The organism is Aciduliprofundum sp. MAR08-339 (assembly GCF_000327505.1).
Lineage (GTDB): Archaea > Thermoplasmatota > Thermoplasmata > Thermoplasmatales > Aciduliprofundaceae > Aciduliprofundum.
The window spans coordinates 804,085-828,614 of record NC_019942.1; the positions used below are offsets into that span (position 1 = coordinate 804,085).

The 24,530-nt window shown below is 43.5% G+C and carries 21 protein-coding genes and 1 tRNA gene; 14 read left to right on the plus strand and 8 right to left on the minus strand.

All coding sequences use genetic code 11. The features are described 5' to 3' along the window. Positions 1 to 156 precede the first annotated feature (156 nt). The 4 genes from ACIM339_RS04375 to ACIM339_RS04390 all read left to right on the plus strand — a co-directional run bounded on the left by ACIM339_RS04375 (position 157) and on the right by ACIM339_RS04390 (position 5,220). Positions 157 to 498: a winged helix-turn-helix domain-containing protein gene (locus ACIM339_RS04375; RefSeq protein WP_015283404.1), complete on the plus strand. Its 342-nt coding sequence runs from the start codon at positions 157 to 159 to the stop codon at positions 496 to 498. Beyond that, positions 473 to 3,361, plus strand: a complete 2,889-nt coding sequence (locus ACIM339_RS04380; RefSeq protein WP_162007687.1) for a hypothetical protein — start codon at positions 473 to 475, stop codon at positions 3,359 to 3,361. The genes ACIM339_RS04375 and ACIM339_RS04380 overlap by 26 nt, the downstream gene beginning before the upstream one ends. A 149-nt stretch (positions 3,362 to 3,510) precedes the next feature. Then, on the plus strand, positions 3,511 to 4,131 hold the full coding sequence (locus tag ACIM339_RS04385) for an archaellin/type IV pilin N-terminal domain-containing protein (RefSeq protein WP_015283406.1): 621 nt from the start codon (positions 3,511 to 3,513) through the stop codon (positions 4,129 to 4,131). 69 nt (positions 4,132 to 4,200) lie between these two features. Beyond that, positions 4,201 to 5,220 carry a FlaD/FlaE family flagellar protein gene (locus tag ACIM339_RS04390; RefSeq protein WP_015283407.1) on the plus strand — a complete coding sequence of 340 codons (1,020 nt, stop codon included), beginning with the start codon at positions 4,201 to 4,203 and terminating at the stop codon, positions 5,218 to 5,220. A 15-nt stretch (positions 5,221 to 5,235) separates the two neighbouring features. Here ACIM339_RS04390 and ACIM339_RS04395 read toward each other — a convergent pair whose 3' ends face one another. Next, entirely contained in the window at positions 5,236 to 5,514 is a 279-nt protein-coding gene (locus ACIM339_RS04395; RefSeq protein WP_015283408.1) for a winged helix-turn-helix domain-containing protein, read from the minus strand. Continuing rightward, on the minus strand, positions 5,495 to 6,037 hold the full coding sequence (locus tag ACIM339_RS04400; RefSeq protein WP_015283409.1) for a hypothetical protein: 543 nt from the start codon (positions 6,035 to 6,037) through the stop codon (positions 5,495 to 5,497). The genes ACIM339_RS04395 and ACIM339_RS04400 overlap by 20 nt, the downstream gene beginning before the upstream one ends. A gap of 1,683 nt (positions 6,038 to 7,720) precedes the next feature. Here ACIM339_RS04400 and ACIM339_RS07995 point away from each other — a divergent pair. After that, the gene (locus ACIM339_RS07995; RefSeq protein WP_201764059.1) at positions 7,721 to 10,570 is read left to right on the plus strand and encodes a hypothetical protein; all 2,850 of its coding nucleotides are present in this window, start codon (positions 7,721 to 7,723) and stop codon (positions 10,568 to 10,570) included. A gap of 44 nt (positions 10,571 to 10,614) precedes the next feature. Here ACIM339_RS07995 and ACIM339_RS04410 read toward each other — a convergent pair whose 3' ends face one another. Both ACIM339_RS04410 and ACIM339_RS08000 read right to left on the minus strand, forming a co-directional pair. Next, positions 10,615 to 12,564 carry a hypothetical protein gene (locus ACIM339_RS04410; RefSeq protein WP_015283411.1) on the minus strand — a complete coding sequence of 650 codons (1,950 nt, stop codon included), beginning with the start codon at positions 12,562 to 12,564 and terminating at the stop codon, positions 10,615 to 10,617. A 47-nt stretch (positions 12,565 to 12,611) separates the two neighbouring features. After that, entirely contained in the window at positions 12,612 to 12,752 is a 141-nt protein-coding gene (locus ACIM339_RS08000; RefSeq protein WP_201764060.1) for a hypothetical protein, read from the minus strand. An 83-nt stretch (positions 12,753 to 12,835) separates the two neighbouring features. Here ACIM339_RS08000 and ACIM339_RS04415 point away from each other — a divergent pair, with 83 nt between their 5' ends. Continuing rightward, positions 12,836 to 13,414: a zinc ribbon domain-containing protein gene (locus tag ACIM339_RS04415; protein ID WP_015283413.1), complete on the plus strand. Its 579-nt coding sequence runs from the start codon at positions 12,836 to 12,838 to the stop codon at positions 13,412 to 13,414. Then, complete coding sequence (locus tag ACIM339_RS04420; RefSeq protein WP_015283414.1) at positions 13,404 to 14,444, plus strand: zinc ribbon domain-containing protein; 1,041 nt, start codon at positions 13,404 to 13,406, stop codon at positions 14,442 to 14,444. The genes ACIM339_RS04415 and ACIM339_RS04420 overlap by 11 nt, the downstream gene beginning before the upstream one ends. Position 14,445: 1 nt before the next feature. On the opposite strand, the gene ACIM339_RS04425 is transcribed toward ACIM339_RS04420, so the two are convergent. Together ACIM339_RS04425 and ACIM339_RS04430 are read right to left on the minus strand one after the other, a co-directional pair. Then, positions 14,446 to 14,530 (minus strand) — tRNA-Leu (locus ACIM339_RS04425). A gap of 691 nt (positions 14,531 to 15,221) precedes the next feature. Beyond that, positions 15,222 to 15,686, minus strand: coding sequence for an NOB1 family endonuclease (locus tag ACIM339_RS04430; protein ID WP_015283415.1), 465 nt, complete (start codon positions 15,684 to 15,686; stop codon positions 15,222 to 15,224). 78 nt (positions 15,687 to 15,764) lie between these two features. Between ACIM339_RS04430 and ACIM339_RS04435 the strand changes: the two genes are divergently transcribed. Then, complete coding sequence (locus tag ACIM339_RS04435) at positions 15,765 to 17,021, plus strand: 3-isopropylmalate dehydratase large subunit (protein ID WP_015283416.1); 1,257 nt, start codon at positions 15,765 to 15,767, stop codon at positions 17,019 to 17,021. Continuing rightward, the gene (locus tag ACIM339_RS04440; protein ID WP_015283417.1) at positions 17,022 to 17,510 is read left to right on the plus strand and encodes a 3-isopropylmalate dehydratase small subunit; all 489 of its coding nucleotides are present in this window, start codon (positions 17,022 to 17,024) and stop codon (positions 17,508 to 17,510) included. 4 nt (positions 17,511 to 17,514) lie between these two features. Here ACIM339_RS04440 and ACIM339_RS04445 read toward each other — a convergent pair whose 3' ends face one another. Beyond that, complete coding sequence (locus ACIM339_RS04445; RefSeq protein ID WP_015283418.1) at positions 17,515 to 18,966, minus strand: phospholipase D-like domain-containing protein; 1,452 nt, start codon at positions 18,964 to 18,966, stop codon at positions 17,515 to 17,517. A gap of 72 nt (positions 18,967 to 19,038) precedes the next feature. On the opposite strand from ACIM339_RS04445, the gene ACIM339_RS04450 reads away from it, so the two are divergent. The 5 genes from ACIM339_RS04450 (at position 19,039) to ACIM339_RS04470 (ending at position 23,617) form a co-directional block, all read left to right on the plus strand. Then, complete coding sequence (locus ACIM339_RS04450; RefSeq protein ID WP_048104043.1) at positions 19,039 to 19,443, plus strand: metal-dependent transcriptional regulator; 405 nt, start codon at positions 19,039 to 19,041, stop codon at positions 19,441 to 19,443. After that, on the plus strand, positions 19,440 to 20,189 hold the full coding sequence (locus tag ACIM339_RS04455; RefSeq protein WP_015283420.1) for a metal ABC transporter ATP-binding protein: 750 nt from the start codon (positions 19,440 to 19,442) through the stop codon (positions 20,187 to 20,189). The genes ACIM339_RS04450 and ACIM339_RS04455 overlap by 4 nt, the downstream gene beginning before the upstream one ends. After that, on the plus strand, positions 20,179 to 20,973 hold the full coding sequence (locus ACIM339_RS04460) for a metal ABC transporter permease (protein ID WP_015283421.1): 795 nt from the start codon (positions 20,179 to 20,181) through the stop codon (positions 20,971 to 20,973). The genes ACIM339_RS04455 and ACIM339_RS04460 overlap by 11 nt, the downstream gene beginning before the upstream one ends. Positions 20,974 to 21,036: 63 nt before the next feature. Beyond that, complete coding sequence (gene psmB / locus ACIM339_RS04465) at positions 21,037 to 21,669, plus strand: archaeal proteasome endopeptidase complex subunit beta (protein WP_048104045.1); 633 nt, start codon at positions 21,037 to 21,039, stop codon at positions 21,667 to 21,669. A 4-nt stretch (positions 21,670 to 21,673) separates the two neighbouring features. After that, entirely contained in the window at positions 21,674 to 23,617 is a 1,944-nt protein-coding gene (locus tag ACIM339_RS04470) for a beta-CASP ribonuclease aCPSF1 (RefSeq protein WP_015283423.1), read from the plus strand. On the opposite strand, the gene ACIM339_RS04475 is transcribed toward ACIM339_RS04470, so the two are convergent. Further along, positions 23,610 to 24,512: a class I SAM-dependent methyltransferase family protein gene (locus tag ACIM339_RS04475; protein WP_337954312.1), complete on the minus strand. Its 903-nt coding sequence runs from the start codon at positions 24,510 to 24,512 to the stop codon at positions 23,610 to 23,612. The two genes, ACIM339_RS04470 and ACIM339_RS04475, sit on opposite strands and share 8 nt — an antisense overlap. Positions 24,513 to 24,530 lie beyond the last annotated feature (18 nt).

Here is a 24,530-nt window from a genome sequence, read left to right on the forward strand (position 1 = left end):
AAATTTTCGGATCCATTTTCTCTTTGGATAATTATCAGAGAGTAATTACTTCTGCTAATATCCCATGAGAATATTTTTTGAGAATAAAGGCCGATAAGTATGGCTGATAACAAAGAATAAGTATTAATTTATAAAAATTTTTCCAAAAATTTAATAATGGAGTTGTGGAATTTTGAGACCATGAACTTGGAGGCCAAGAGCATGGTATCGGTGTTCATGGACAAGTATTCTTCGCAGATTCTCCTGGGTACATCAACTTCATCAAAGGGGATAAGGGAACTGAGCAGAGAGTACAATATACCCGTTACAGTGTGTTACAGGCGTATAAAAATGCTATTGGAGATGGGGCTTTTAAAGGAGGAAAGGGTGGGTAAGAGACTGAAGTACAGATCGAAAATAAACGATTTCAGTGCAGTTCTTGATTTTGAATCCAATAGGTTGAAAATAAACATGAGCGCAGATGGCGAGGAGTATGAGGTTGAGACCACTATCCTCTGAATTCAGCCGTTTTATCGCTCTATCTCTTATAATCCTCCTATTCTCACCCCTACTGAGTAGTGGCTCTGGCTCCCAAATTACAGGAATGGACAATACAGGGGCAACACTTATGAACGATATTGTTTGGAGATCCACAGCGAGGCTCACGTGGCTTGGAAATTCCACGCATCCAGATATAATGAGGAGTAGTGATGGAAATTACAACATTGTATGGCAGGACCACAGGAATGGTAACTGGGAGATATACTATTTGCGTGTTCGCCCAGATGGTTTCAAATTGGTTAATGATTCACGCATAACATATTTTTCAGGTGATGATATAAATCCGGTTCTGGGAGTATATGGTTCTCATATCTATATTGTGTGGCAGAGATACGTGGGAGGTCACTGGACAATCTATTTTTCAAGGCTATTATACAGTAACAGGAACATACTCATAGAAATTCATCCGGTTCCTATTACCAAGGTCAGCACCAATTGTATAAATCCAAGAATCGCTGTTGATTCAAAGGGTTACATTCATGTGGTCTGGCAGGAGTGGAACAACTCCAACTGGGAAGTTATGTACGATGAACTGAACCCGTACGGGCAGCCCGTGTTCCCGCCAGTGGATGTATCAAATACGGTGACTCCATCTCTACGGCCTCAGATAGTGGTTGATAACGATGATAATGTCCACGTATTCTGGATCGAGTACACTCCAACCCCTGGATACAGCGTATTCTACAGAAAGATAGGTTCAAATGGCAAGTTCCTTACAGAGTCCAGGAGGATAAGTGTTGTTTCTCCCAACAGTACAATTGATTCCTATTTTTACAATGATTCCCTTTACACCGTTTTCTCCTGCTCAAGAGAGCGCCTTGCCTACGAGGTTATATTTACCCGTCTTAGTTCTTCTGGATACACGGAGGTGGACGATACAAATCTGACTGTGGCTGACAGGATAGATTCAATAGATCCCCATGTGGCTGTAATACACAATCGCATGTTTGTTGTCTGGGATGATTATCCCCGAGGTGTGATAAGATTCTCCATATTCGATGAAAACGGGAATCCTATCGGGCAGGTTATGAACATAAGTTCCAGTGCCTCATTCTACCCATCAATATCGGTTAATGATAAAACCATCGGTATTGTATGGCAGAAGAAGGTTGGAAATGAAACATTTCTGTATTTCAGAAGTGCGGAGTTTCCGGATCTCAAGGTAAACAGTTTGAGTCTTAATGCACAGGGTGCAAATATAACAATTGAATCTCAACTCTCTTCAACAGTGCCTCTCAGAACAGAGTGCGGAATTTATCTTGATGGGAAGCTGGTCATTAATTCAACAGTATATGTAAGTGAAAGTACCATGATAAGGGAAACCTTAAAAGCCACTCCGGGATGGCATCAGGTCGAGGTTTACATAGACCCATTCAATAGGATAATTGAAAGCAATGAAAGCAACAATTTCATGGTTGGGAGAGTTTATGTAAAGCACTACTCTTTTAATTTGACAGTAAATCCCGTTTATGAGGCTCCTGCTGGAAGGTGGATAAATTTAAGTGCACTCGTCGAAAATACTGGAAACTGGCAGGATAATTACACGCTCAGATTGAGGTACAACCGCACACTTTTCAGGGTATCTCCCTCAATGCTTGTTTTGCATCTTGAAAGCGGGGAGAGCGAAATTGTGAATTTCACACTTTACACATTCAGGACGACAATAGTTGGAAATTATACCCTTAATTTAAGTGCCACATCCCTCACCACAGGGTGCGTTGAATACAGAAACGTGACGGTAAAGGTACTTCCCTACGTGAATTTCAAACTTGAGTATGTGCCCGTTTACTATGTTGTCCCGGGAAACAAAATTTCAATGGATTTTATAATTCAGAATACTGGCAACTGCAATGATACGTACATTATTCGGGTGGATGAGAGTAAGAACTGGCCAATGGTTTATGGTAATATGCAGGTTAATGTGAGTTATCGCTCTTCAGGGCATCTCAATTTGACTCTTCTTGTACCCAATGGAACCTATGGCTACACAAGGAACTTTGTGAATCTAACTGTAAAATCATCCAAATTGAACATAAGTATGAACGCCTCGGTGCTTGTGGTTGTTAAGCCTGTGCACAAGGCATCCGCCTACGTTGTTAGTATGGTGAGAAATGGAACCTATTACTACAGCATAAGGATAAAGGTTGTCAATACGGGCAATATGAAGGATTTATTCAACATAGTGCTTGGAGGCCAGGCATCCAAGAGAGCGTATGCATCACCCTCATCTCTGCTTCTGGCCCCTATGGAGAGTGCCATTGTTACAGTCAATTCCTATCTGCCCCCATATATGCCTGCGGGAAGCTATAAACTACTGGTACAGGTTTACTATCAAAACAGGTCCCTCGCGTCTGTGCCCATTCTCCTCACAGTTGAAGGGAACCATCAGTTTATAGTGAAGGTTCAGAAACTCTCAGAAGGTAAGAAAGTTGTCCTCTTTGCTACGGTTAGAAACGTTGGAAACACTCCGGAACTTGTGGAGATATTACCTCAACTGATGAAGAAAATAAATGCAACATGGGTGCTTGAGTACAAGGGTAAGAATTATACCAACATCACCACGGTCTACGTACCCCAAAATGCCACGGTGAATGTTACAATAACCCTGCATACGAAACTTCCAAATGGTATTTACAGGGTTGAGATCATATTCAGGTCTGCTTCCCATATAACCAAGAACGTCACCGTTGAATTCAGGGTTGGGGAGAAAAGTATCTGGGAAAAGATGAGTGATTTCATTATGGAGTACCTCACATACATAGTAATCGCAGTTGTGGTCATCGTGGGCATTGTGGTTTATATGATCAAGTTCCGTGAATGATCCTCCTATGATTTTCTTGGGTGAGAATTAAAAATTTTAATCATTTTTATAGAATTACAACTAAATATTTTTAAACCCCTTGAGGCATGTTTTCCCTGGAGCCTAAAAAAGGGCTCCACCGAAGAATAAGAGACCCGAGGTGATGGAGAATGAAGAAGGTATGGAATAAGAAAGAAAAAGGAGAAATGGGCATCGGCACCCTGATAATCTTCATAGCGATGATTATCGTGGCTGCCGTTGCCGCAACCGTACTCATACAGACAGCGTACCAGCTGCAGCAGCAGGCAGAGGAGACGGGCAACATAGCCATTCAGGATGTTGCCACAGGATTCAAGATAATACACATGGGCGGACAGGTTAATCTGAACTCAAACCCACCAAAGCTGAGTACTATTGAGATAAAGGTAGGCCTACTGGCAGGTAGTCCAGCGATAGACATGAAGAACGTGCTGATTGAAATAACCGATGGAAGCACGGATGTGACCTTGAATTACACGGCAAGAGATGTTCTTGTTGCCAATGCTACCTATGCTGCAACAGAATTCACAGCCAAAGTTCTCAGGGATATGCCTCCAACAAACTGGGCAACCCAGCACGTGATGACCCAGGGTGACATAGTGAAGATAATAATCAATGCCACGGCAGTTGGATTGAATTTGACCCCGCAGTCGCAGGTTACCCTGCAAATAATACCCAAGCATGGTGTGCCCACGTATGCCGCATTCATGGTTCCTGCAACACTGACCACAAAGTACGTTGACCTCTACTGATCTTCTTTATTTCTTTGTACCAGTGAACCAGGGTACTAGGAAACCTTGATGATCTAGGAGGTGATGAAGATGGCAGTGTTTGGAAAAAAGAAGAAAAAGGAGAAAAAGGCAAAGAACACCAAGAAGGCGAAGAAGACAGAGGAGGCAGAGGTTCCAGAGGTTCCGGAGTTACCGGAGGTAACCATAAATGAGGGAGAGCTGGAGAATGTGCTTGGAAATGTGCTTCAGGGATCCAATCTGGATGAGATAACCACCAAACTTGACGACATCGCTCGAAAGATGGACGAGTTCCAGGCTAAATTGGAGCGCCACGATTCAATAATCGGCTCTCTGGAGAATGAAATCAGTGAGATAAGAAAGGTGAACGAAGAGGTTCAGGATAACATCAAGCGCCTACTTGACATATACGAGGTTGTGTCCCAGAGAATCAATCCCTTCATAGACATGAGCGAGAAAAGGGAGATGCCAATAACACCCGATGCGGTGATACCCCCAGAGGAGCCCAGTGCTGTTCCACCGCCGGTGTTTGAGGAGTTCCCAAAGTCCATGCCAAAGGAAGAGATCCCAAGCGAGCCTATAATCCACGAAGAGGAACGTAGAGAACCCAGACATCCTGAGACAAAAGAAAAAGCAATGAGGACTGAAGAAGGGCCAATACTAAAGCACATAAAGAAGGATTACTACACCATCGTACTGCTCATGCGCTGGATAGAGTTCCTATTTGAACGTGTGAAGAGGGACAGAATCACACTGTTGCTGGACTACTACGTTGATATTGGCTGGATCAGCAAGGAAGTGAAATCTGAAATAATGGCATACGCAAGGGGTGAGGTGCAGGATGTCACCAAGTACTTCCCCGAAGAGGAACTCGAGGCGGAGATAGAGACTCCTGCAGGAACCATAAGGGCTCCCAAGCCCAGAATATATAAGAAAGTGGAAGATTGGAGATTGAGCGCAGAGGATCATCTGAAATCGCTGCTCTTCATAATGAAGATTGCAGGTGTAGAGGTGAACAAGGATCGGCTGAATTCCCTGGAACAGGAGATTGAAAAGTTCAAGAAATCCCTGTGGGAGTACCACGGGGTTTAATACTTTATCCTTTTTTTAGGGTTCAAAGCCGTACATTTCCATAAGCCTCTTGAATTTGCGCCATTCCTTGAGAAAATCTCTCCCGTTCTTCGTGATGCTGTATATGTTTTTCCCATTTCCATTTGTTTTTATGGATATCAAATCTTTCTTGAGTAGATTCTCCTCTATCTCCTTGAATGTGGAATAAGAAACGTTGGCCCTTCTGAGAATTACCGAGACTGTGCAGTGTTCCTCCTCAGATATTATTGAGAGAACGTCGAATACGACCCTGCTCTTAGATCTCTTCCTTTTCATAGGCTACCCTCAGTCCGGGGATGATGAACAGCAGAGTGCCTGCAACGAAAAATGCAATGAACCATATGCTAAGGTAGGTGTGATTGAACACTATTCCAAGAATCTGAATTATCACTCCCGCTTCAAAAAGGGCGGTGGATGAGAGCACAAGGGGAGAGGTTTTTTTCCTGTGTTTTATATCTTTAACGAGTTCAAAGAGATTGAAGGTGATGAAGTAAAAGGTGAACAGCACCGCAAGGGCATTTACTAGCACGGTGAGCATGGATAATCCCATAAAGAGTTCCTTCTGGATGTAGGCCCTGTACATGTTCAGGAAAAAAAGCATCTGAAAGATATACACAGTTATGAGAAAGTATTCTGTTGGATGCATAATGTAGACGATTATTGATGCGTAGAATAGGAACTGAAATAGATAAAGGGGTATGTACCTGCTCATACCGGTTCTTATCCTTATTGGAATAAGCAAGAGTGGTAGTGCGGATATTGCGGCTCCAATGCTGCTGGCCAGCAACAGATAATTCATCGGAACAATAATGGCTCTTATGTTTAAAGATTTTTCTCATTTTGCTTTATAATATTTCTGACATTGTGAATTGCTTGTATTTAAAACACCACCTTTTTTTGTCATACATAATGTCATACATAAATCCTGTGCGTACATTGAATAAGTATTTTTCTGCGTCTATTTGTAATTTTTAACATTATTGTATTTAAATGTTGTGGATGACAGAACCGAAAATGATTTATATGTATATCTACATATGGCCTATGTCAGGCATTCCCCTATAAGCCAATAGGAGGAGTGTAAACAAAAAAGGAGGATGGAAATATGAAAGACGAAAAAAAGAAAATTATGATGGCAAGTATAGTGACTCTTCTAGTGTTGCTTAGTATATTCGCAATAGTTCCGGCTAGTGTTTCTGCTGCTTCACAGTCTCCTACAGTGAAGGCAGGGACCACTGTGGGTACAGTAACACTGAGTCCTTCTAACGGGGCATTTCCAGGACAGATTGTGTATTATAAGTGGACAGGGGTGCCTACTGATCTCGTTCCGCCTGTATATGTGACTGTGTATATGAATGGTGCTGCGTATTCTACTCAGGTTGCGAGCTATGATAGTGTAAATGGTATTTTGACAGGCACTTTTACAATGCCCAATGATCAGCCCGGTACAACATTTGATGTATCATTCTCATATACAGATAGTGCTGGAAATTATGCAACCTCTACGGTGACGGGAACTGGGACTATGTATGTTGGTATGTCGCCTCAATCTAATGTCACAGCGAGTTCTGTATATCCTCAGGAGGGTAGTGCACAGTTTTCTGGTACTACTTCCCTTGGTGGTTGGACAGAGGGTACAATATCATCCAGCAGTAGTAATAGCATGGGCTGTTCTATGTGGGACTTTAATGTAACCAATCAGCTTTATCCTCACTACACGAACCTTTACAACTCTACTATGGCCCCAGATCAGTCTGTTGATATAAATGCTCAGGCAGCCTATGTAACTCCTGCAAATTTCACCCAGAATGTTGCTAGTCACAAGACAGTTGTAAATGTGACAACGGTTGACAAAGGTACTGCAATACTTTCCCTTCCTGCAACAGATGTGATCCCTTCTACATTTACGTTCAATAACGCAGGGAACCAGATAACTAAAATAAAAACAAGCTTCTATGTAAATTCTACAGTATCTGGAGTTTTGGTATCCTTCAAATTTACAGGGATTTATGCCTCTACTATTACGGCTCCGGGAACTTACACTATGCCAGGAACATTTGTTACTGTGTCTCCTGCTTCTCTTACTGAGCTTACCGGTCAGTTCTCGGCAAGCTATGATATTCATGACTTTGGGATATCAGGCAGTACTTATTATGTGAATTATACTCTGAGTATAACCTTTAGTGGTTCTTGGAGCTACGTAAGTGTTAACGCACAGTATCTCACTTCAACATATGTAAACAATACTGGGACTTCATCCACGTTTACGAACACAACCACTGTAAATCTTCAAGCAGGATATTCATTTGAAAGTAAATATGTAGGTCTCGAGAATCCAGGTATTACAGGGACTTATGTATTTTCCTTCTACAATAACACGCTGAACACATGGGTAAATGGAACCCAGTTTAGTTTCTCAAATAACACTACTGCACAAATTATAAATGGATTGGCGCCAATATATTTCAACAATACTATAAATATGATTGGTTTCAACAGAACTGTAACTGGTGCTATAAATATAAGCCTGACTACAAACTATTTTATCCAGGGAGTTTATGCAATAGCACCTGCAGTGTGGGATTTCAATATGACCTTGAATTTCTCTTTGATGTCTGATGATGGACTTATAATGGTCGATGGATATCTAATAAATGATACATATTGGGTTAAAACTCAGCAGTTAACATTGCAGGCAGTTGTTACACCCACTCATGATTTCGGTAACTGGAATCAGGAGTTCTATCCGTTGATTAATGCTACTTTGTCTACTTATCTTGGATATCCAAAGATTAACTATTTTGGCGTTGGGAAAGTTATGCCTACCTTTACCTATGAGGGTCAGCAGGCCACTCTTACTTTGGGTGCTACTGATGTGGTTGCTAATTTTGTAGCTCTACCGTCTACTGTGGGAACACCAAATTATTTCTATGGAGAGAGGGCGATCACTGGTCTTAATGAGACCTTGGAATATGGCTCTTATGTGGGTGCAGCAGATGTTAATGTTACTGTGACTGTGAATGCAGTATCTCCAGTGATATATGGTGTTACAAACACTGGTGTTTTGAATATAACATACAATGTAACAACGGCAGCCAACAATACGGGTATGGAAATAGTGCTAAATGAGAGTACTGCCCCCGCAGTTAATTTTGAATTTACAGTGGGTAGTGTGCCTATGGATTACACAAACATTCTGATGGCTAACTACTATAAACTATCACTCTATGAAATTGCTTGGTACCTTCATGATGCGAAGTTTATGGCATGTCTGTATGCAGTCTTCCCAGGGTACTCTGGAATGCTTGTATTTAATGGAACAGGTTCCAATAATGCGGTCAATACCCTCCTAACCATAGGGACATCTATTTCTGTGCCCGGAATTGTTAGTGGGTTAAGCGGATTCGCCAACAACTCCATGGGTGGCTGGTACAATGCGTCTCTCTATGTGAGTAGTAATAGTTACTATGCTCTCTATGGAGGAGTGTTTAAGGGTAATTATTATATCTATGCAGATTTCGGTGACATAAAGAAAAATTCAACGGAGTATCCATTCTTTGAGGGTTATCTCTATACAGATATTTCTACTGCACCAGTAGAACCAGCTCTTCCAGTAAATGAGATCTATGCTTTGGACGGAATGTACTATTCCTCAGGAATGGATATAACCGATTATATGCAGTATGTGAATATAACAAATGCTAATGTCTCAGGAATGCAGACTATAACTTGGAATGCCTATGGAATATCTAATACATACAGATGGTACACTGGTAACTTTGATATAATAATGACCACCTCGACATCTTGGTCCAATACCTTCTACAATGTGCCTCTTAACGTTACAGGTACTCTGCCCCTTGGTGCTGGATCTTCAGGAGCTACGGTAGATGTGTACTATAGTATTACAGTTGGTAGACCTTTGCAGAATGTTTCACTAACACCCATAATAAATAGTATCACAGGTGTTACAACTATGGCATCCATTGGGAATACTACTACCAGTGTGTATTATAACTTGTATTCTGTGATCAGCAATAGCACTTCACTGCTCCTCAATCTGCAAAACGGCGGAATGAATTCTTACAGTATGGCTCTTTCAGGATCTGCCCAACAGGAGATAAAACTACAGAATTATCAGCTGACTTTCTATGGTAATATAAATGGAGTGACATTCGTCACTGGGTCTGTACTGGTGAACAATGTGGGCTCCTACTTTGTAATGGGTACGGCCAACTCCATGTATGGCTCAGGAACTCTCACTGGATATGTAAATATCCTGCAACATACTCCATATGTTAGCTCATATGGAAATGGATACAACGATTTCAGGATGGTAGGATATTTCAATGTGCATCTGTATGCGGCTAATGGAACACAGGCGTACTTCCAGGTTGAATTGCCAGTTATAAATAACTTTGTCTATTCTCCGAGCAATCAGTATTATGTGTGGAGTGTGCCTTCAGAGTTCTCTTATACAACGGTTAAGGAATCCTCTAACTATGGAATGGTGGATTATGGAAATTACAAACTAGAGCAGGGCTCTGGTGCTATGGTTGTAACCCTTTCCAATGATCAGATAGCTACCATAGTTACTCAGCTGGGAGACGTGGTTAACGTATCCATATCACAGCTTAACGCCAAGATTGTGGGTCTCTGGAATACTGCTAACGAAACCTATGCACTATTGAATACTGCATATGGCCAGATGAGTGCCAAGCTAAGTGCGATTGATGCCAAGATCACAGACATAAGCAATGGAATGGCGACGATACAGACAGATATAGGCAACATACAGACCTCCTTGAGCAATCTGGATGCGAAGGTCACAGACATAAGCAATGGAATGGCGACGATACAGACAGATATAGGCAACATACAGACCTCCTTGAGCAATCTGGATGCGAAGATAACCAAGCTCCAGGGAGATGTTGCAACCATACAGACCACGCTTGGAACCGTGCAGGTTAAACTCAATGCCATAAATGCAACAGTGGTGAGCAACGCAAAGGGCATAAGCGATCTCAAAGGCAGCGTTGTTGAGATACAGACCACACTCGGTACCATAAAGGGTACGGTCACTGACATAAAGGATGGAGTTGCAACCATACAGACCAACTTGGGCACAGTGCAGACCGATGTGAACAGCATCAAGACCAACACTGCAAACACTGCAAACAGCGTGAACACCACACTCTACTGGGAGATCGGCGTGCTGATACTGGTCATCATAACCCTTGCACTGGTGGCCTACGTCATCGTACAGGTGAACAAGATAGCCAAGAAGAAAGAGAGCGTGGAAGAGGAAACAACTGAAGAAACAGAGGAGTAATCCTCTCTAACCTCTTTTTAATTTTTGTTTTGTGCATTTGAAATTTATTCAGTTTTTGTGGATATATTATTTGTATTATGAGGAATATGTGAATCTATGTAGGCCCAATCAACCACATACACTTCAACCCAGTCCGTGTTGTCTGCTGTAGCGTTTCTGAATATAAGTTTGAATGGTTCGTGGTGGAATTTCTCGTATCCTGCACGGCCCATGAATACTGGAGGTTGCAGAGGATTTTGAGAGTTGTTGTATCCAAATACGCCATTTTCGTACATCTCCTTGGTTATCACAACGTAGCCTATTTTTGGATAAGTGCCGTTCAATCCTTCCAGTTCATCAAGACAGTCGGTCCATTTGGTGGCATTCCATATCTTGTAATCGTACTCAAAGCTGGAAGGGAATCCGTATGCTTCCAGTATGGTGCCAAGCATATGGTTTGTCGCAACAGTGTAGTTTCTGTTTCCATTTTCAACTAGCCAGTTAATCCCACTCATGACAACTGAGGATACCCCTTCAGAGGTGGAGCGTTCTACCTTGTTTATGAATGAAAAAGCGGTTATTCCACTCATAACCAAAATAAAGGATAAAATGAACACGAATATTATCTGAAATACCCTGCCCATTGGCACCCTCTCCTCGTAAGTTATTGGCTCACTCACTGATTTTACTATTCCTGCAGGCATGGGAGTTGCAAGTTCAAGGGTATTCTCTCCAAACAGGCGGTGTGGTGTGTAAAACTGATTTTCCACAGATAGTTTTACTCTTCTCCTTACAGAAACCTTCTTGAACACTTTACTCTGAAGAATTGTCACGATCCCTATTGCTCCGACAATTGAAAGGGGTTCCATGAGATACTCTATGTGCCTCCAAGGCTCCAGAGAGGACCAGGTGATCAGTCCGAAGAGCAGTGAGGATACTATGGAAATCATCCATCCACCCACTATATGAAAAAGTTTTGGATATCTGTGCAGTCTTGTAAATCCGACACCTATAAATCCTATGGTTAGCATGAAGGGTATGGAGTAAAAAATGGCCACCATCGGGATCCAGTAGCCCCTAAGTCCAATCAGGGCGAGTGCCAGAAATATTGAGAATGATACGGTTAGGGAAATTGAGAACACCTTCAATATTTTCAGTGAATCCAGGCTATTTAGGATATTGCCTCTGTATTCGGCGTGGAATTTCGTAGAAATGAAGTACAATGCAATTATAATTGCGATACCAAGAGATGCAGTACCGTACCATGGAATTAGGTAATGGAAAGGAGAGGTCATGAAATATTTCATTCCCGGAACACGGAGAATCCAGTAGGCAATTGTTGTTATCGTGAAAAACACTATGAAGAGGAATGATTTTTTAACATCTCTTTTTTGAATGAATCCGTACATTCCCCCTAATGATGTTATGCCCGTGATGGATATTATGTATATGTAATTGGTTAGGTGATGGGACAGAAGCAGGGCTATTGAAAATGGTACCAAGTACAATATGTATTTATCCTCCTTGAGCCATTTTATGAAAAAATATAGGGAGAAGAGCATGAAGAAATGACCCACTGTGAGTAAATAGGGCATTGAGGTCTGGTACACATGTATCGGGTTGATTGCAAGCAATGCTGCAGATATTATACCTATCTTCCTGCTTCCTGTGAGTTCATATGCTATTAGGTACAGGGGAACCACACAGAGTCCTCCGATCACCGGCGGTACTTTAAGAAGGAGTTCCTGAGGAGGAAGACCTGTGAAAAGGTGAACCAGAAGTATTATGGAGTAGAGCATGGGAAATGACCCATATCCTGAAGAACCCCAGACTGCAGGATACTCGTAGAATGGATTCTTCTTTATTAGAAACTCAATTGTTATTGAGTAATAAATTCCAAAATCGGTACCCCATGCCGAATATATCCAGGCGGGAATTGAGCGAATTATTATGGCAAATGCGGTGATAAGCGCAAGATAAAACTTCCACCCACCCAGATACTTTTTTATATTCATCTCTCCCACCATTGCACTGGCATTATTTAAATATTTTTAAAATTGGATCACCTTTTATTTTGTTCCTCTTCAAATTCTCTTAGCTCTCTAATGAATTTTTTGATTCGTATTCTCATAATCTCGGCAAGGTACTCTTCTTCCAGATAAAGCGAGATGAATTTCACCTTGCTTTTTATTATCCTGCTCATCGTATTTTTTATAATTTCCACCTATTTAAGCTTTGTCCGGATAATTACAAAGTTTTAAATGTGATGATTTAATTGAGTTTACCGTGAATTCGGTAAAAATTGCTGTGCTTCTTGTATTTGTGTTGGGGATGACACTTGTGGTGCTGGGCGGCGTGTTTAATCCCTATACAGAGGTGGTAAATCTTCCGGAGGGAGGATTCAGGGGTATAGGATTTAGAATGTACGGAGGGGAGGTGGTGAGCTACAACCTCACATCATTTCATACATTCACCGTATACATAATGAGTAAATCCGAGTTTTACAAACTGCTTAACAATGGCACGTTTAACGGAAGTTATTACACTCAAACTGGGAGGGCTATGGAATTGAGTTTTTCTGTTCCCAAGACTGGAATATACTATATCGTAATAGCGAATTTCAATTCAAAAACTGCCATAGAAGTTGACCTAACGTTCAAGAAGACCCTGAACTGGCCTCTGGCTATTGCGGGCAGCTTAATTGTGATACTTTCTACGATTTCTCTTTTATTTGTGATTCATTTGGATACCAAGAAACCACCAAGGGATTCACAATGTCCAAACTGTAAGCGTGAGGTAAGCTCCCGATGGAGATTCTGCCCCTACTGCAGATACGAACTTGGGGGAGAGAAGGATGAAAATTAAGGCTGTATTACTCATCCTGCTTACCTTGCTCACCTCACTCACACCCATGATACACGCCGAGGGTTCAAATGTTCTTGGCTACCAGTGGGATTTCTATGGACAGCATTTTTCTCTTAGCATATTCATAAACGGTACTTCAAAGCCGGAGATAACCCACGAGGGCAATGTATGGAGTATTAGTATGTCCATCCCCTACTCCGATTACTCTTTTTATCACAGATATCCTGCTGGATACAGGATTGGAGATAATTATACTTACCTTGCCTATTTCCTCACACCAAATGATACCTATATGAAAGAACTGGCCAGCATGCTGGATTCCATAGCAAGGGAAAACGGATGGAACAGGTTAACAGAGGCAAATTTCATACTCTCCTTTGTGCAGAATGTTCCATATGTAAGTGATTTCAAGTCTACAGGATTTCTTGATTACTACAAGTTTCCCATTGAAACTCTTCTGGAAAGAGGTGGTGATTGTGAGGATAAGTCCCTGCTTCTGGCCACGATAATGTACATTCTTGACTACGATGTTGTGCTATTTGTTATGAAGGTTATATATGGGGGTGTTTATGGGCATGTGGCAGTTGGTCTCAATGTACGCGATCCATCAGGACCATTTAGGGTGTACCTGAGAGATTATTTTGTTTACAAAGAAACGAGGTACTACTATATGGAGTCCACAGGGTCAAACACCATGCTGCTGGATGGAGGTTCCATAAAATACGTTCATTACTGGACTGGCATATCGCCTGCAGAGGCGGGCGCTAAAATTGAAAATTTGACAGTCGTTCCTCTAAACACCAGGCATTATGATGGTTATTTTCCAAAGTATGGGTACGTGAAGGAGGTAAGAGAGCACTCTGGATTTGGATGGTATTTCTTATACGCTTCACTTCTCGCACTTTCGTTTTTAACTCTCTTTGCATATGCCCTCAGGAAAGAGAAAAAAAGGTGTCCTGTTTGTAATTACGAACTTGAACCCGATTTTGAGTACTGTCCAAACTGTGGTTACTGGCTGAGAAAACCCTAAATGCGGGGGGAGGGATTCGAACCCTCGAACCCCTACGGGACGGGACCCTAAATCCCGCACCTTTGACCTGGCTCGGTAACCCCCGCTTCCTAGGTATATCTCCCAAAATAATTTAATTCTTTTCTTTCTATGCCTTCATCAATAAAACAAAGGGAATGTGGAATTTTTAAATTTTTCCAAAATTGGAAAAGGTTTTGGAAGATTTTCCAAAAATGCCTTATTTTTTCTGTATTTTAATTGTTTTTATTCGGGAAATAGCTAAGATATGATCCTGCTGCAAAGTTAAAAAATATTATGTATTTAACTTATTTTTCAACGCATTATTTTTATTTCCAGTTTTTTCCAAAACATGGGTAAAACTCAGAGAAGCATGGAATTTTATCGTGGCTGGATAATATATAAAAATTCCCTCAAAAATCATTGGGTTGAGAGCGGTTGGAAGTAGTGTTTTACAGGGGTTGGAAATGGTTGAGAAAGGTTGAGAAAAAGTTGAGAAGAGTTGAGAAAAGTTGAGAAATTGGTTGGAACCGGTATTTTACAGAGGTTGAGAGCGGTTGAGAAAAGTTGAGAAAAAGTTGGAGTTCCAACCACATATTATACCCCTATATGTTCCATGATTTCCACCCATGGAAAAACACGTGCATTCTCATGTATAATACATGAGAATATACATGAGAAAAACCCAATTTTCTCATGGTGACATCGCCCAAGAAGTTGCGTGAAAAATTTCCGAGATATTTTTAATTCTCTCAACTTTTTTCATAACTTTCTCAACTTTCATCTTCTCTTTCCCGATTTTCTTACTCTATTCAACTCTCCTCCGCATACAGGGCATGAGGAGTAGTATTTTGAATAGTACCTTCCGCAGGATGTGCATCTCCACTTCCACCTGCGAATCTCTTTTATCTCATCCTGATGAATGCCCATAAATTCCAGGTTCAAATGAGAGGCAACATTCTGCATTGCGTAATCATCCGTAATCAGGGTTGCGTTAAGTTGCAGAGCAAGTGCTATGAGTTCAATGTCCACATTGCTCAAGGAATGAAAATCTCCTGTTTCCTTGGCGGCCTTGACCGCTAGTTTTGTGTTGTACCTTGAGGGTGAAACAACCTTTATTATGGGAAAATACACACCCTTGCTCTTGACTTCACTTTCAACACCTGGCGTGGTGTAGATCTCAACATCTCCAGGCGGAATGAATCCTTCGATCAGGGCGGAGGAGTCAATCACATATCTCTTCACACCCCTTTCAATGAGCCATGGGATTTAAGTTTTGTGAAATTTAAAATACATCATCTCCATATTGAATACGGTGATAGAATGGGGATGACACTCACCGAGAAGATTCTGGCAAAAAAGGCGGGAAAGAGAGAGGTCCGAGCAGGAGAGATTGTAACTGTGGAACCCACATGGGTCATGAGCCATGACAACTCCGCTGCAATTTTGCTTAAATTCAAGAAGACAGGTGTTGATAAAGTATGGGATCCGAGAAAAATCGTTATAATCCTTGACCACACAGTTCCTGCGCCAACCGCCGATTACGCGAACAACCACAAAAGCATACGGGGATTTGTGAAGGAGCAGGGCATTGAGAACTTCTGGGATATAAACACCGGAATCTGTCATCAGGTCATGGCAGAGAAGGGCTACGATCTCCCGGGAAGTGTCATAGTGGGTGCGGATTCACACACCACCACGCCCGGAGCATTCGGCGCCTTCGCCGCAGGCATCGGGAGAAGTGAGGTCGCTGCAATATGGGCAACGGGCAAAATATGGCTCCGCGTTCCAGAATCTTATGAAATCATCGTTAATGGAGAGATGCCAAAGGGCGTGTTTGCGAAGGATCTGGCTCTGCACATAATTGGAGATGTAACTGCAAGCGGAGCAGTTTACAAAGCAGTGGAATTCAAGGGCGAAACGATAAGAAATATGAGCATTGCATCGCGCATGGTTCTCACAAATATGAGCGCTGAGATGGGTGCAAAGAACGGAATAATAGAAGCAGATGAAAAAACTGAGAGGTATCTGCAGGGAAGAGCGAGGGGAGATTACGAGATAATGCATCCGGATGAGGATGCGGAATATGAAAGGAGATACGAGTACGACGCCTCCGATTTAGTTCCAAAAATCGCGTTTCCCCACACAGTGGATAATGTTCGTGACATAGATAAGGCGGAGGATATAGAGATAAATCAGGTATTTCTGGGCACCTGCACAAATGGCCGAGTGGAGGACTTGGAGATTGCGGCTAAGATTCTCAAGGGAAAGAGGGTCAATCCAAATGTGAGAATGCTCGTATTTCCCGCATCATGGGAGGTGTGGAAAGAGGCGGATGAGCGTGGAATTCTGAGGATTCTGGCCGATGCAGGCGCTGTGGTTATGAATCCCGGTTGCGGTCCGTGCCTCGGTGCGCATGCTGGCGTTCTTGCCGATGGAGAGAAATGCCTCAGCACAGCCAACAGGAATTTCAAGGGCAGAATGGGCAATCCAAATGCGGAGATTTATCTCGGCTCTCCTGCCACTGCCGCAGCAACGGCTCTTAAAGGCCGAATCACAGACCCAAGGGAGGTGTTGTGAATGGGAAGAGTGTGGAAATATGGAGATGATGTGAACACCGATGTGATATTCCCCGGCAAGTACACTTACAAGATAATGAGCGACGAGGAGATGGCCTCGCACGCGCTGGAGGATCTGGACCCCGATTTTGCCGAGAATGTTAAGCCTGGAGACGTTATCGTCGCGGGCAAGAACTGGGGATACGGATCCTCCAGAGAGCAGGCGGTGAAGTGCCTGAAAGCGGCAGGAATAAAGGCGATAATCGCCGAAAGTTTCGCAAGGATATACTACAGAAACTGCATCAATCTGGGGCTTCCGGCGATAACACTAAAAAAAGAGGACATTGAAAGATTCGATGCCGGCGATGAGGTTGAGTTGGACATAGAGAGGGGAATTATTGAGAACAAGACAAAGGACTTTGTAATTCATTTCCCACCCTTTGAAGGATACGTCATGGACATAATCCGTGCAGGAGGCATAATTGAGTACATAAGAAAACAGGGAAAATGAAACCTCATTTTCCTCTCTTTTTCCACACCGCCATGAGTATGAGCATTAGTGGGAGGATATAGGTGCTGAATTCTGGAACAGGCTCTCCTTGCACGTTCACGGTTATGTACATGGTGTAGTTTATGTGATGGTACTTTGAGTAGAAAGTTATGGCCACAATGTAGTTTCCGGATTCGTTGTTCAGCACGTGTATGTGCAGGTTTTCGGCTTTCCAGTCGTATACTGAACTTCTATTCCAGGAAGGATGCTGGTAGATTGAAGTGTTGAGTTTGCTTCTTGTCTGTATGTAAAAGGATGTATCGTTTATGTACCCACCATTGGCAAGATATACTGTGAGATTTACATCCTTCCCAGCCTGAGTCTCAATTTTCCAGTTATCCACAAAACCGTCTGGAATGTAGTAGGGAGCGTCTCCGTATTTCTTTATTGTTAGGAAGTATCCCGCAAAGAAGTTTGCCACCGATGCATTGTGGATTATTATTCCAACAGTGTGAGTCTCGTTATCCAAATATTCATAATCCCAGTTTGCATCTCCCACGTACACGGAATCATCTGCGATGACCAGTTTAAGATGTGTTGTGACAGACTTCGAATCGTACATTACGTCCACACCTTTATCTTTCAGATAGTTGTACGCATTCTCACTATCATGGTTATCAAGTATGACAGATGCAATATTCCTTTTGCTCACAATCCCATTGACCAGGGTATCAACCCGCTCCTCCGTGCTGTTGGGGTTTGAGTAATAGGCCATGGTGTACATGGCCACGTAGAGTCTCTGGCTTGCAGAATCTATGAGATTCCTTAACTCGTTGTAGGTGTACCCATCGTAGGTTGTCTCTATGCTCAATCCCTGAACGCTTTCATACACATGTCCAGCGCTGGGAGTTGAAGATGCATCGTTCCAGATGGACTGAAAATACCTCTCGTAAACATTGGCAATGCTCTGGTTGAATATCACAATTCCGTACTCGTTGTTCTTTCCAAGAGCGTTTGGACTCCAGTTGTGGGAGCCAAGATAAACCACCTCATCGTCTATGACAACAAGTTTTGTATGCAGAAATTTTGAAGAGCCATCTTCCTTTACGGCCACACCTCTTGATGATAGATAATTCGCCCCGTAATGGTTGGAGGAAATGTCTCCCTCATATACGACTTTCACGTCCACCCCTCTATTTTTTGCTTCTACAAGTGAATTAAGAAGTGTTTTCACTGGCTCGTAATCGCTTAGGAGGAGCATTGATATGTGCACGCTTTTCTTTGCGTTATCAATCAGGTGCTTTATTATGGGTGCGTATCCGTAGTTCTCAATGGGCACGACGAAAATACCTCCCTGGCTTCTTGTGTTTGCAGCATAATCCTGTTGAGTGTTCGTGGTGGGGGTAACTGCAACGTATGTGAGAGAGAGAAGCAGAACTACAACGTAGATGGCTGCAATTTTGTAAGATTTTCTCATTCTGCAGAGTATTTATGGATGCCATATAAACGTTTTCTTAAAATTTATAAACTCGTTAGGCATTACCTAACCGTGCTCACGGAGGCTGAATCAAGGTATATAATGGCGATTTACGACTCCTATAACAGGGGTGTGTGCGAGTTCGGGCCAAAGTACATTGCGAATATCATGAATGTCAAGAGGCCAACGGCCTATGAGATGCTTAACAGACTGAAGAACAAGGGAATTATAGCGAAGTGTGGAAAGAAGTACAAATTTACGGAGGAGGGCCTATCCATGGCCAGAAAGATCATAAGGACTCATAGAATAATTGAAACGATGCTCTATCGGGCTGGCGTGGAACTTGAGCGTGCCTGCAGTGTTGCATCCAGAATTCAAATGGGCGTTGATGAGGATGTGGTGGACACACTTTGCCATTATCTAGGTGATCCCAAAAGATGCCCCCATGGCAGGCCAATCCCTGAGGTGGATAAATGATTGAGGTGCAAAATCTTACCGTGAGATACGGAGAAAATGTGGCCGTTGAAAATGTGAGTTTCAGATTGAAGCACCCGTCTCTGCTTGCGATAATCGGACCCAACGGGGCAGGGAAGACCACGCTTCTCCGTGCTCTTCTTGGGCTTGTGGATTATGAGGGACACATAGAAATATTTGGAAAAAATCCAAAAGAGGCCAGGGAAATTGTGGGATATATGCCGCAGAGGGACAATGTGAATACAAATATTCCTCTCCGTGTGAAGGATGTGGTTCTGATGCCCCTTCTATCCAGACACCATTTTAAGGTGCTGCGGGAGAGCGTTAAAAAGGCAAAAAGGGCCCTAGAGGTGGTTGGTCTTGAAGATCTCTGGAATGAGAAGTTCTCATCTCTGAGTGGGGGACAGCAGCAGAGAGTTTTCCTTGCCCGCGCCCTTGCCAGGGATGCAAAGGTTCTGATCCTTGATGAACCTTTTTCGGCAACGGACGTGGCCACTAAGATGAGAATGACTGAGATCCTGCATCAATTGAAAAGGGACAAAACGATAATTCTCGTAACTCATGATTTGAATCCTCTTGCGGATTGCACCGATAATGTCCTCCTACTCAACAGGAGGATGGTGGCCTATGGCAGGGTTATGGATGTTGTCACGGAGGAGAATATGGAGAAACTCTATGGTGTGGCCGTGCCTGTGATTCGCGGGGAGAAGGTTTGCTATGTTATGGGGAGTGATGTGCATGTTCGTTGATATCTGGCTCCTTCGTGCTGTAATAGCGGTTTTCCTCATTGCCATTGTTTCGTCACTCATAGGAAGTTACTCTGTTTTTAGGGGCAGCACATTTCTTGTAAGTGGCATAGCCCATGGTGCACTTGCAGGGGCATCCCTTGGCATATTCCTCACCCTTTACCTGTTTCAGGCGAATTATCTCATAGTTGCTCTCTTATTTTCCATACTCTTTGCCCTTGCAATAGGATATGCATCCCACAGGAAGGAAAGCGTAGATGTTGCTGTGGGTGTGATGTTCGCTCTTTCTATGAGTCTCGCTATTCTCTTTCTCTCTCTCATAAAGGAATATGCTTCCATCGCCTGGGGACTCATCGTTGGGGATCTGCTTCTACTTTCCCAGGAGGATATTGAGATAATGACCGTCACCGTACTGGTAATAATCATTCTCTTTCTTCTATTTCACCGGAGAATAATCTTCTCCATATTTGATCCCGAGGGGGCACAGGCCATGGGATTGAGGCCCTTTCTCTATGAGAGTCTTCTCTTTGTGATGGTTGCCATGGGTGTAGTTGTGCTTCTCAAGGGCGTTGGAGCCATACTGGTTTACGCACTTCTCATTATCCCTGCTGCCGCTTCAAAGCGCATATCTTCAAGTGTATCCTCCACGCTTTTCTTTGCCTTTCTTATCTCGCTGGTTTCCGGATTGGGTGGTCTCGCTCTTTCCGTTTATACTCCTGTATCTCCAAGTGCGTATTCTGGCTTGATCGCAACAACCATATATTTCCTCACGATGTTCAGGAGGTAATGCTAAAAAGTTTTATATATGCCAAGGGAATTATACCCCCGTAAAATTTTGAAGGTGTTAGAGATGGAGAACGCTAAAACTGGAACTACCACGGTGGGAATTGTCACGAAGGATGGCGTTGTGCTTGGGACAGAGCACAGGGCCAGTATGGAAACATTCATTGCGCACAAGACAGCCCAGAAACTCTACAGGTTGGATTACAACATAGGTATGACGACCGCAGGGCTTGTTGGAGATCTGCAGGTGCTGGTGCGCTACATGAGGGCTGAGATCAACCTTTACCGCATAAGGAGAAAGATGTACATGCCTGTTGGAGCCGCTGCCACCTTGCTCTCAAACATTTTGAACGAGCGCAAGTTCTTCCCGTATTATGTTGGTCTCCTGGTTGGGGGCTTTGACGATAGAGGTTATCATGTTTATGCCATAGATGCTGCAGGAGGGGCCATAGAGGATAAGTATGCAAGCGTGGGTTCTGGCTCTCTCTTTGTTTATGGCGTGCTTGAGGACAGGTGGCATGATGACATAGGGCTGGATGAGGGAATTGAGCTCGTAATAAGGGGTATAAACGCTGCCATGCGCAGGGATGCGGCCAGTGGAGATGGCATATCCGTTGCCACCATAACCAAGGAGCGGGGCTTTGTTGAACTCAACCCTGAGGATATTGAGTCTCGAATGAAGGGGCTTGGATTGAAGTGATTTTATGCAGTGGGAGGATGTGCTAAAACAGGTTAAGGAGGCTGTTGGTGAACTCGCTCCCCAGGTTGAGATAACGGATATTGACCTTGAGGGGCCCCTGGTTGTTGTTTATACCAGGGATATGGAGTTCTTTGCGGACCATCCGGATATTGTAAAAAAAATTGCCCAGACTGTGAGAAGGAGGATATTCATCAGGCCCGATCCTGTTCTGTTGATGGATGAGGCCCAGGCTAGGGAGGAAATAAGAAGCATAGTGCCCGAAGAGGCGGGAATAAAGGATATATACTTTGAGCCCGAAACGGGAGAGGTTATAATTGAAGCGGATGCTCCCGGGGTTGTTATTGGTAAGGATGGTCAGCTTCTGAATGAAATAAAAAAGAGGGTTAAATGGGCTCCCCGGGTGGTTCGTGCCCCTCCCCTTGAATCCCGCATTGTGAAGGAGATGCGCGAGTACCTGAAACTCGTTCGCGAGGAGAGGCGCGAGATTCTTAGAAATATCGGTAAGAGAATAAACAGACCTCCATTGAGTGGAGAGCAATGGGTTAGGGTGGAGGCTCTTGGAGGATATCGGGAAGTGGGGCGCAGTGCCACACTGCTCATGACCCGTACCAGCAGAGTGCTTGTGGACTGTGGCCTTGATGTGGCTGCTGTGAATCAGGAAGGGCCGTGGAGCGGGGCTCCGTACCTCTACGTGCCTGAGGTTTGGGACCAGAGCGATCCTGAAAATCCGTTCAAGCACATTGATGCTGTTGTTGTCACCCATGCCCATCTTGACCATGTTGGACTGGTGCCCCTTCTCTTCAAGTACAACTACGATGGGGCAGTTTACATGACCGCTCCCACAAGGGATCTTGCGGCAATGCTTCTCATAGATTACGTGAAGGTGGCACAGTCTGAGGGGAAGAAGGTACCCTATGAATCAAAGCACATAAAGGAGATGATAAAGCACACGATAACTCTCAAATATGGGGAAACAACGGATATTGCGCCAGATATAAGACTCACCTTTCACAATGCAGGCCATATACTTGGCTCTGCAATTTCACATTTTCACATAGGTAACGGGCTTTACAACGTGGTTATAACGGGAGATATAAAATTCGAGCGTTCCTGGCTTTTCAACGCTGCCCACAACAGGTTTCCGAGGGTCGAGACCGTTATCATGGAGAGCACTTACGGAGGAAGGGAGGATTATCAGCCATCTAGAAGGGAGGCTGCTGAACGTTTGAAGGATATTGTTTCGCGCACCTTCGAACGCGGTGGAAAGATTTTAATTCCCGTCTTTGCTGTGGGACGCTCCCAGGAGGTCATGCTCGTTCTTGAGAGTTTTATGAGAAATGGAGAACTTCCGGAGATTCCCATATATCTGGATGGAATGATATGGGAGGCCACAACAATACACGCTGCGTATCCCGAGTACTTAAACAAGGATCTACGCGAACTCATATTCCAGAAGAAGGAGAATCCATTCCTGTCTCCAATATTCCACAGGGTTGAATCCTCGGAACGCAGGGAGGAGGTCATAAGTTCCTCGGATCCTGCTATTGTGCTATCCACTTCTGGTATGATGAATGGCGGTCCCGTTTTGGAGTACTTCAAGCACTGGGCAGACGATCCACGCAATACTCTGATCTTTGTGGGTTATCAGGCAGTTGGAACGTTGGGTAGAAGAATACAGAATGGCCTGAGCGAGGTTCTAATGAGCCTTGGAGGTAAGCCCATAACCATAAAGGTTGAGATGAATATCGAGACCATTGACGGGTTCTCAGGGCACTCGGACCGCAGGCAACTTGTGCAGTTTATTGGCTCAATGAACCCTAAGCCAGAGCGGATAATAACATGTCACGGGGAGGAAAGCAAATGCATAGATCTGGCCATTGGTCTGCATAAGAGGTATGGAATGGAAACAATGGCTCTCAAGAACCTTGAAGTTGTGCGACTCAAATGATTTTGATAATGAAAGCGAACATATCCTTGCTCGGAGAGTAGGCATGTACCCTTCTTTTTTCCTTTATTTTCAGTTTCACTCCCTCTTCTTCTGCCAGTTCCATGATCTCGTTCTCCCGTGAATTTTCCTTGGGCAGAATCTCGTAGTAGTGCACGATGGTGCCTGATTTTGATGCTTTGAATGCATCGGGCAGAAAATTGAAGGATGAGTGGGGCAGATTCATTATTATTCTGTCCGCCTCAATTTTCTTTGCAACCTCCCTTGCATCGCCTAAAATGGGTTCAATACCCTTAACCCTGTTGATTTTTATGTTCTCCCTTAGATAAGCAATGGCGTATGGATTTATGTCTGTGGCGTATATTTTCACATCCCTGTACTTGGCAATCATCACAGAAAACGGTCCACATCCTGCGAACATATCAAATATGGTCTCTCCATTTTTCACCATATGTACAACTCTCCACCTCTCCATTGCAAGGCGTGGGGAGAAATACACCTTAGACAGATCCGTTTTCAGGCGAATCCCGTATTCCCTGTGGATGGTGATCAGGTCATCTCCTTCAACTAGGTGCAGATCTCTTATCCTCTCCTCGCCCTTGACCCCGTAATCAATTGCTATCTTCCTTATGTTTTTCATATTTTTTATTTCCTCTATGATTTCCTGCAGATTTCCATCTCTGTGCTTTACGATGGCAACATCCCCAACAATGTCAAACGAGCCTATTTTTCTCCTTTTTTCGCGCTCTTCAAAATCGTCCTCGCATGGTTCAAAACCCTCAACCATGTCCTTTACAGGGATGATTACGAAATCTCCCTCCCTCTTCCATCTGAGTTCCTGGAGTAGGCCTTTTTTTGCCAGTATTTTCTTCGTCTCTTCCGCCTTGGATTTTGGCACTTTTATGCAGGGAGATCT